The organism is Clostridium sp. USBA 49, from assembly GCF_900167505.1.
In the GTDB taxonomy this organism is placed as follows: Bacteria; Bacillota; Clostridia; order Clostridiales; family Clostridiaceae; genus Clostridium_AT; species Clostridium_AT prolinivorans.
Map to the genome: position 1 here is coordinate 1 of NZ_FUYD01000025.1, position 7,364 is coordinate 7,364.

The 7,364-nt window shown below is 27.6% G+C and carries 6 protein-coding genes and 1 pseudogene; 5 read left to right on the plus strand and 2 right to left on the minus strand.

Features of this window, described 5'->3' with window-relative positions:
- Positions 1-41: 41 nt before the first annotated feature.
- Positions 42-1,187, minus strand: a pseudogene (locus B5D11_RS12590) (IS3 family transposase).
- Positions 1,188-1,267: 80 nt separating this feature from the next.
- Here B5D11_RS12590 and B5D11_RS12400 point away from each other — a divergent pair.
- From B5D11_RS12400 to B5D11_RS12410, 3 genes are all read left to right on the plus strand, one after another.
- The gene (locus B5D11_RS12400) at positions 1,268-1,420 is read left to right on the plus strand and encodes a hypothetical protein (protein ID WP_242942299.1); all 153 of its coding nucleotides are present in this window, start codon (positions 1,268-1,270) and stop codon (positions 1,418-1,420) included.
- Between the two features lie 252 nt (positions 1,421-1,672).
- On the plus strand, positions 1,673-2,527 hold the full coding sequence (locus B5D11_RS12405; RefSeq protein ID WP_078683323.1) for a DUF3737 family protein: 855 nt from the start codon (positions 1,673-1,675) through the stop codon (positions 2,525-2,527).
- Positions 2,517-3,704 carry a MalY/PatB family protein gene (locus B5D11_RS12410; RefSeq protein ID WP_078683324.1) on the plus strand — a complete coding sequence of 396 codons (1,188 nt, stop codon included), beginning with the start codon at positions 2,517-2,519 and terminating at the stop codon, positions 3,702-3,704. The genes B5D11_RS12405 and B5D11_RS12410 overlap by 11 nt, the downstream gene beginning before the upstream one ends.
- 186 nt (positions 3,705-3,890) lie before the next feature.
- Here the strand turns inward: B5D11_RS12410 and B5D11_RS12415 are convergent, their stop codons facing one another.
- Positions 3,891-4,211 carry a putative heavy metal-binding protein gene (locus B5D11_RS12415; RefSeq protein WP_078683325.1) on the minus strand — a complete coding sequence of 107 codons (321 nt, stop codon included), beginning with the start codon at positions 4,209-4,211 and terminating at the stop codon, positions 3,891-3,893.
- A 224-nt stretch (positions 4,212-4,435) separates the two neighbouring features.
- On the opposite strand from B5D11_RS12415, the gene B5D11_RS12420 reads away from it, so the two are divergent.
- Both B5D11_RS12420 and B5D11_RS12425 read left to right on the plus strand, forming a co-directional pair.
- Entirely contained in the window at positions 4,436-5,122 is a 687-nt protein-coding gene (locus B5D11_RS12420; protein ID WP_078683326.1) for a helix-turn-helix domain-containing protein, read from the plus strand.
- A gap of 110 nt (positions 5,123-5,232) precedes the next feature.
- On the plus strand, positions 5,233-6,975 hold the full coding sequence (locus tag B5D11_RS12425) for an HD domain-containing phosphohydrolase (RefSeq protein ID WP_078683327.1): 1,743 nt from the start codon (positions 5,233-5,235) through the stop codon (positions 6,973-6,975).
- The last annotated feature ends 389 nt before the right edge of the window (positions 6,976-7,364 follow it).

Here is a 7,364-nt window from a genome sequence, read left to right on the forward strand (position 1 = left end):
TGGATCTATGTCAATATCTTAGACACAAAAAGTTGAACTTTTTATGAGATTTTTCTAGGCAAATCTTCACATTTTTGGGGAGTTAAATATCCAATACCACCATGTATCCTTTTTCTGTTATACCAGGCTTCTATGTACTCAAATATATCAAGTCTTGCAGCATCATAATCAAAATACTTAACAAGATGTACTTCTTCCTTTTTTAATGAGGCATGGAAAGACTCAATACAGGCATTATCATAGGGACAACCCTTACCACTAAAAGAATGTTTAATTAGTTTAGTACTCTCTATATACTCTTTAAAAGCAGAGCTTGTATACTGACAGCCTAAGTCACTATGTAGAATTAGAGGCTTGGTTGGTTTCTGGAGTTTTATAGCGTTTTTTACAGCTTGGAGAGCAAGTGCCGTATCAATAGATTTAGACATAGCATAGCCAATTATTTTTCTACTATATAAATCCATAACTGAGGCTAAATAGCACCATCCGTCTTTAATTGTGTGAATATAAGTTATGTCTGTTACCCATTTTTCGTTAATTGTAGTAGTATTAAAATCTCTTTTTAAAACGTTTTCTTGTGCTTCTATTTTCTTTTTGGATGAAGTAGGTCTATATTTTTTTTACTATTACAGATTTTATCCCCAGTTTCTTCATTAATCTTTGGGTTCTCTTTAGACTAATAGTTATACCTGTTGATTTTAAAGCTTCGTTTATCTTAACTGCTCCATATCGATGTTTACTCTCTTTGTGGATATCTATAATTTTTTCTTCTATGTTTTTATTTTCTATTGCTCTATTGCTAGGCTTTTTATGTAGGTGTTTATAATAAGAGCTCCTAGACACCTTTAAAACTTTGCACATAAGCTTAATATCATGATATTTTTGGTTGTTAGTTATGAATTCAAATACAGTAGTTACTTCCTTGCGAATATGCCCATGGCTTTTTTTAATATTTCATTCTCTTCTTCAAGCTGCTTATTCTTTTTAATTATAGCTTGATAATCTGCTGCAGTTATAGTTGTATCTTTATCCACAGCTATAGGCTTATTCTTCTTTATCCATCCTGCTATTGTTGATTTTGATAGGGCATATTCGCTGCTTAACGCTGATAGACTCTTACCAGCATTATAAAGCTCTACTATTGTATTTTTGAATTCTTCTGTATATTGTTTTTGACCTCTTGCCATTTATAACACATCCTTATCTTATTTATATTTTAATGTGTTCGGCTTTCTGTGTCTACAATATTATACTAACACCATTTGTTTTGCGTATAGCTCTTGGCTATACTTTAGGTATCGTATTTAATATGGGAGTTATTGGTATATGGATTGCCATGGGATTTGATTGGATGCTTCGTTCTTTTATATACATTGTTAGATTTAAAAGTGGAAGATGGAAAGAATTTAAGGTTATATAATTTAGATAAATAATTTAAATTTTCAAACAAATTATTGACATAGAGTTAACTCCATCCTTTATTATAGAAATATGAAACTAATTATAATAAATAATTATTAGTAAAGGAAGGATGCTTTATGAATTAACTTAAATTTTAAGAAAAAAGATAGTTTTAATGTAAAAAATTAATATTAAATACTACTTAATATAAAGGGTTTAATACTTTTTATATAATCAATAAATTGTTTTAAATGGAGGTAAATATAAATTAATGGAAGTAATAAAACAACAGTTGTTAACAGGTGAAAGAGCATTATTCCATAGTAAGAATTTACAGATTTCTTACTCGACATTTGCTGATGGAGAATCTCCGTTAAAGGAAAGTCAGAATATAAAAATAGATAATAGTATGTTTAAATGGAAATATCCATTATGGTACTGTAAAAATATTTTAATAGAGAATAGCACATTGTTTGAAATGGCTCGTGCTGGAATTTGGTATACAGAAAATATTTCTATATTAAATACCATTATTGAAGCACCAAAGACATTTAGACATTCAAAAAAGATTACGTTAGAAAATGTAAATATACCTAATGCCGGTGAAACTTTATGGAATTGTGATGAGATTTCTCTTAAAAATGTAACAGTTAAAGGTGATTATTTTGGTATGAATAGTACAAATATTAAAATTGAGGGATTTCAATTGGTAGGTAATTACTCATTCGATGGAGTAAAAAATATTGAAATACATAATGCTAAAATGTTGTCAAAGGATGCTTTCTGGAACTGTGAGAATGTAATAGTTTATGATTCATTTATTTCAGGAGAATATATAGGATGGAATTCTAAAAATCTAACATTTATAAACTGTACTATTGAAAGTTTGCAAGGGTTTTGTTATATTGATAACCTTGTAATGAAAAACTGCCGATTATTGAACACTAAGTTGGCATTTGAATATTCAACAATAGATGTACAAATTAACAGCATAATTGATAGTGTTATGAATCCATCTGGTGGTATAATTAAGGCAGAGGGTATTAAGGAACTAGTTATGGATGAAACAAAAATAGATCCTGAAAATACCAAGATTATAACGGGGGATATAAAATATGCAGTATGATTTTTCAGTATTAACAGACAGGAGAAATACAAACTCTCTAAAATGGGAAGTTGATGAAAATGTGCTTCCTATGTGGGTAGCGGATATGGATTTTAAGACGGCACCAGAGATTATAGAAGCAATTCAGGAAAAGGTGTCAAAAGGAATATTAGGTTATACTATTATACCAGATGATTGGTATAAGGCTATTATCAATTGGTGGGGAAGAAGGCATAATTTTCAAATAGATAAGGAATGGTTAATATTTTGTACAGGAGTTGTGCCTGCAATATCAAGTGCAGTGAGAAAGATGACGTCGGTTGGAGAAAATATACTTGTTCAAACGCCTGTTTATAACATTTTCTTTAATTCTATTAAAAATAATGGAAGAAATGTTGTAGAAAATAAATTATTATACGATGGAAAAGAATATAGCATTGATTTTGAAGACTTAGAAAATAAACTTTCTGATCCACAGACAACCATGATGATTCTATGCAATCCTCATAATCCAATAGGAAAGGTATGGGATAAAGATACACTGAAAAGAATTGGAGAATTGTGTTTTAAACACCATGTGCTTGTTCTTTCAGATGAAATTCATTGTGATTTGACGGATACACAATATGAATACACTCCATTTGCGTCTATTTCAGAAATATGTGCAAATAACAGCATTACTTGTATTGCTCCTACAAAAGCATTTAATATAGCAGGTGTACAGACAGCAGCAGTAGTAGTTCCTAATGAAATTTTTAGACATAAAATAAATAGAGCACTAAATACAGATGAGGTGGCTGAGCCAAATGCAATAGCTATGGAGGCCACAATTGCAGCATTTACTAAAGGAGAGAAGTGGCTAAGTGAACTTCGATATTATATAGAAGAAAATAAAAAAGTTGCAGAAAAGTTCATAGAATCTGAGTTACCTGAATTATATATAGTACCTTCCCATGCAACATATCTTTTGTGGATTGACTGCAATAAGATTACACAGGATACAGATTATTTGTGCCACTTTATTTATAGTGAAGCAGGACTATATGTTTCAGCTGGAGAAACTTACGGAGAAAATGGGAAAGGCTTTGTTAGAATCAATATAGCATGTCCTAAAGAACGTCTAGAGGATGGACTTACAAGATTAAAAAAAGGAATTCAATTATTTAAAAAAGTTAATAAAATGGAAGGTATTAAGTAATATGATGAAATTTATGAATAAGTATAATGTATTACCTATTAAATTTAAGTTTATTTATTTTTTTAGTATACAGTACTAACTTGTTTTATGATTTTACCTTCAGCCTATACTGCAAATTGTTTATAATTTGCAGTATAGGCTGTTTTTTATGAAATTAATATTTTAAAAATCAAATTATATAAAATTTTACTCAACTACTACTGCTGTACCAGAAGCTGTTACCATAAGCATATTGCCGCCTTGTCCCAGTACTTCATAGTCTATATCTACTCCAACTACTGCATTAGCACCTAAAACTTCTGCTCTTTTTTGAAGTTCATCTAATGCATCAAATCTTGCTTGTACAAGTTCATTTTCATAAGATTTAGAACGACCACCAAAGAAATTTCTAAGTCCTGCTGTAAAATCTTTGATAAAATCTACTCCAGATATAACTTCACCAAAAGCTATTCCTTTGTATTCAATTATTTTTTTGCCTTCTATTGTAGGGGTAGTGGTGATTATCATAAAAATACCTCCTAAAATTTTATATATTCAATAAAAAATTTAACAATTAATAATAAATAAAAGAACTTATTAAAATTATATCATATAATAAGAATTAATATGATATAAGCAAAGAAAAATTTATATTTTAAAGAATTTATATTTTTATATGATAGAAAATTAAGTTAATATATATTAAAATAAAGATGAACGTTTAATTACTTGAAAGAAAAGAGGGAAAATAGATGAGCAGAGCAGGAGAAAAACTAAAAGATATAAGAGAACAACTTGGATTAAATCATAAGCAGTTAGCTAAAAAATTAGGTGTTTCTGAAAATTTTATAAAAGAGGTTGAACAAGGAAGAAGAATATTAAATGAAACAATGATAAATAAAATTTCGAAGCTTACAGGTAAAGATATAAATGATATAACTATGTCCATAGAAGAAGAAGCAGCTAAAGAGAATGTGGATATAAAGACAGTAAATATTAAAAATAATAAATCTAATAATATTAAAAATGAAGTAAATGATGTATGGAGTAATGCTTTAAGTTCAGTGTTAAAAAATGTATCTATATATAAATATAATTTAAAAGATATAGAAGGTACAAGGCAGCTTCCTGTTATTTCTAATAAAATTGAAGGTTATGCATTGGACAAAGTTTTATATTTATTAATAGAAGATGATGACATGATAGGATTTAGAATAGCAAAAGGAGATTTAGCTTTTGCTCATATTACTCATGAAATTGAGAATAATGCTATATGTTTAATTGAATATAATGGAGAAAGAGCCATAAGACAAATAAAAAAAATAGATAATAATAAGGTACTTCTTATAAGTAATAGAGGAAGTATAAAAGCAGAAACAGCTTTCATTAAAGATATAAATGTAATTGCAAAATTAGACAGAATAGAAATAAAATTGTAAAATTGAGGTAATATAAATGGAGGAGATAAATATATATAAAATATTTCTAGGAGGACAATGTGTATTTGATTTAAAAAAATGTAAGTTTTTATTTATAAAGGAGAAAAAAGTTGAAAGAAAAGAAAATTAGAAGTATTAAAAAAATTTCTTTTTATACAATGATAAAAAGCAGTGTATTAGTTCTCCTGGTAATTTTTTTTATGACGAGTATATTTTTTATTACTGAAGCTTTTTTTATAATAAGATCTAATCAAGAAAATCTTTCAGAAATTCTTGTAAATAATTATAATAAAAAGCACGAAATGATTAAGAAAAATTTAAATACATTAGCAGAAATATTTAAAAATAATAATATTCCTGCTAATGAAAAAAAGAGATTTATTGAAAGCTTAGTAAATACTACAGGTGATATTAAAGGCATTGTTATTTTAGATAAAAAAGGTGTAGTTATAGATAGCAGCAACAATTATAAAGATTTTATAGGGGTAAATTTAAGTAATAAAGAATATTATAAGGAGATTGTAAATAATAAAAATAAAGAATATATAATTTCTAATTCTTATGTATCCTATAAAGATAAAAAAATTACTACTAATATAATAAGTCCTATAAGGGAAAATAATAATTTAATTGGGATTATAGTAGCTATTGTTGATCCTAACATTATAGAAAGTGAAAATTTAAAAGGTATTGAATATTATTTAACAGACAGTAATGGGAATATAGTTTTTAAAAGTAACGAGGAAAATGTAAAGGGGAATATTAAACAATCTATTATAAATAGAGGATTAAAAAGTAACAAAGCTTTTATTTATAAAGATAAAATAACAAATAAGATTGTTATAGGAAGTATAAAAAAAGAGCCTATAAGTTCTATGTATATAGTAGTTCAATATAATGTTTTTAGTAACAAAACATTATATATTGGATTAATAATTTTATTTATTTTGATTAATATATTTGTTTTTATATCTATTGTATTATTTTCATCTCGGACATCACGCACTATTACAGAGTATATAAATATATTTAAAGACTATGCTAAAAGCATATCTTTTGGGGAACACGATGCAAAAATTACTAACAATTTTTACATTGAAGAGGTAAATGATATAGCAGAAATTGTTAACATTATGTCTGATAAAATAAAAACAAGAGAAGAAAAACTTAAAGTTTATAATAAAGAACTTATAGCTGCTAATAATGAAATAAAGGATATGATTACAATTTTAAGTAAAAATGAAAAAGAAAAAAAAGATCAATATCTTAAAATAATATGGGCAATGGTAAATCTTCTTGAGATAAAAGATGAATATACAGCAGGTCATTCTAAGGCTGTAACATGTTATGCAGAGGAGATAAGCGAAAGATTAAATAAAAATTATGGATTTAATATAGATGTTGAACGGATACAGATTGCAGCTATACTTCACGATATAGGCAAAATAGGAATAGATAAATCTATTTTAAACAAAACATCAAAGCTTACAAAGGAAGAATATGATATTATAAAAACTCATCCTGTAAAAGGTTATTATGCACTTAAAGGCATTGAAAGCTTAAAAGAAGAAAGAGAAATGATAAAGTATCATCATGAAAGATTTGATGGATTAGGGTATCCAGAAGGACTTAAAGGTGATGAAATACCACTTGGAGCAAGAATTATTTGTGTAGCAGATGCTTTTGATGCTATGGTGTCAGATAGACCTTATAGAAAAGGTATGTCTGTTAATAGGGCTATTGCTGAACTTGAGGCAAATAAAGGGATACAATTTGATCCATTTATAGTTGAAGTTTTTGTAGATATGATTAGAGAAGGTGAATTTGAAGTTGCACAAACAGAACTAAACTAAATATTAATTACTGTATTAAATTAATAATAAATTTTATAAAATAAGGCCGTGTAAATAATTTTGTGTATTCTCTTTCTTTCGACAAGTAATTTAAGGATAAATTATTTGTAAAATAATGTAATTTAAAGTCAATAATCTCAACTGCTTAACCTGTATTACAATGTATATTATAACCAAATTTAGGCAATAATATACATTGCTAATTAACAGGATAAGGCAATGCTGAGGAGCAACCTGAGCGGTTATTAGTGTTCTATACAGAAACGGATGGTTCTTAACTATCCGTTTTTATCCGTTTCTGGTAGAACCAAAAGCGGTAAACCTCAGGGGTCTGGGGACAGAGTCCCCAGGCTATGCACCTTTATTTAAGACCTCACTAAACAATATAT

Excerpts from the sequence above, each read along its gene's own strand:
- B5D11_RS12405 (WP_078683323.1), top strand. The coding sequence starts at position 1,673 with ATGGAAGTAATAAAACAACAGTTGTTAACAGGTGAAAGAGCATTATTC.
- B5D11_RS12410 (WP_078683324.1), top strand. The coding sequence starts at position 2,517 with ATGCAGTATGATTTTTCAGTATTAACAGACAGGAGAAATACAAACTCT.
- B5D11_RS12415 (WP_078683325.1), bottom strand. The coding sequence starts at position 4,211 with ATGATAATCACCACTACCCCTACAATAGAAGGCAAAAAAATAATTGAA.
- B5D11_RS12420 (WP_078683326.1), top strand. The coding sequence starts at position 4,436 with ATGAGCAGAGCAGGAGAAAAACTAAAAGATATAAGAGAACAACTTGGA.